Source organism: Croceitalea marina, assembly GCF_042684265.1.
In the GTDB taxonomy this organism is placed as follows: Bacteria; Bacteroidota; Bacteroidia; order Flavobacteriales; family Flavobacteriaceae; genus Croceitalea; species Croceitalea marina.
Window position 1 is genome coordinate 1 of sequence record NZ_JBHULB010000027.1, and the last position, 957, is coordinate 957.

Sequence of the window (957 nt, forward strand, 5' to 3'; positions counted from 1 at the left end):
CAAAGGCGGAGAAGTACTTGTCTGCAAGGGAGATGTGGCCAATGAAGAACAGATGCTACAAGTCGTCCAAGAGGCGGAAGAGCTGTTCGGACAGATTCATGGCGTGATTCATGCTGCAGGAATACTAAATACAAGCACGCTTCAGTTGGTTAAAGAAATCAGCATATCTGCCAGCAAAGAGCAGTTTAAACCAAAAATCGATGGGACATTAGTGTTGGATAAAATATTTGAAGGTGAAAACATCGACTTCAAAATACTAATGTCTTCTGTATCCTCAATTTTAGGAGGTCTGGGTCATGTTGCATATGCTTCCGCCAATAAATTCATGGATAGTTACGCCTACTACAATGTAGCAGACAAAGATCAAGATTGGTTGAGTATTAGTTGGGATATATGGGAGAATAGTGCAGGCTCAAAATCAAGCATGATTGACTATGCTATCAGATATGAAGAGGGAATGAAAGCCTTTGATTATATGCTTAGAAATGAAAGTTTACCTCAAATAGTAATTTCCACTGGTGACTTACAAGAGAGGATAAACGCCTGGTTGAGCTTTGAGAAGCAAACGAATGATCAACAAGAGGAAAAAGCAGATGATCAAAAGGGTGAAAAAGGAATAAGCATCAGTGAATGGAAAGATCTTGAGAATGAGTTGGCCAGGATTTTCAAAGAAATGATCGGAGTTGAAAAGATCAGCAAAAACGACAATTTCTTTGAAATGGGTGCCACCTCTTTAACCTTGATACAGATAAATGAGCGTATTAAACGCGACCTAAAACTGAGCATCTCTATAGAAAAGTTTTTCACTTATTCTACCATTTTTCAGTTAATCAACTACTTGAAAGAGGATAGTAGCTATGGCGAAAGTTTCCTTGATACCGAAAAACAAAAAGCGGTCATTTCCGAATCCAAGGATATTGCTGTCATTGGTATGGCTGGACGTTTTCCGGGAGCAAA

1 protein-coding gene is annotated in these 957 nt (G+C 39.1%); it reads left to right on the forward strand.

Going from position 1 to position 957, the window contains the following annotated elements; all coding sequences use genetic code 11:
• Positions 1–52 precede the first annotated feature (52 nt).
• A partial coding sequence (locus tag ACFSQJ_RS14155) for a KR domain-containing protein (RefSeq protein WP_377767626.1) occupies positions 53–957 on the forward strand: 905 nt, incomplete at its 3' end.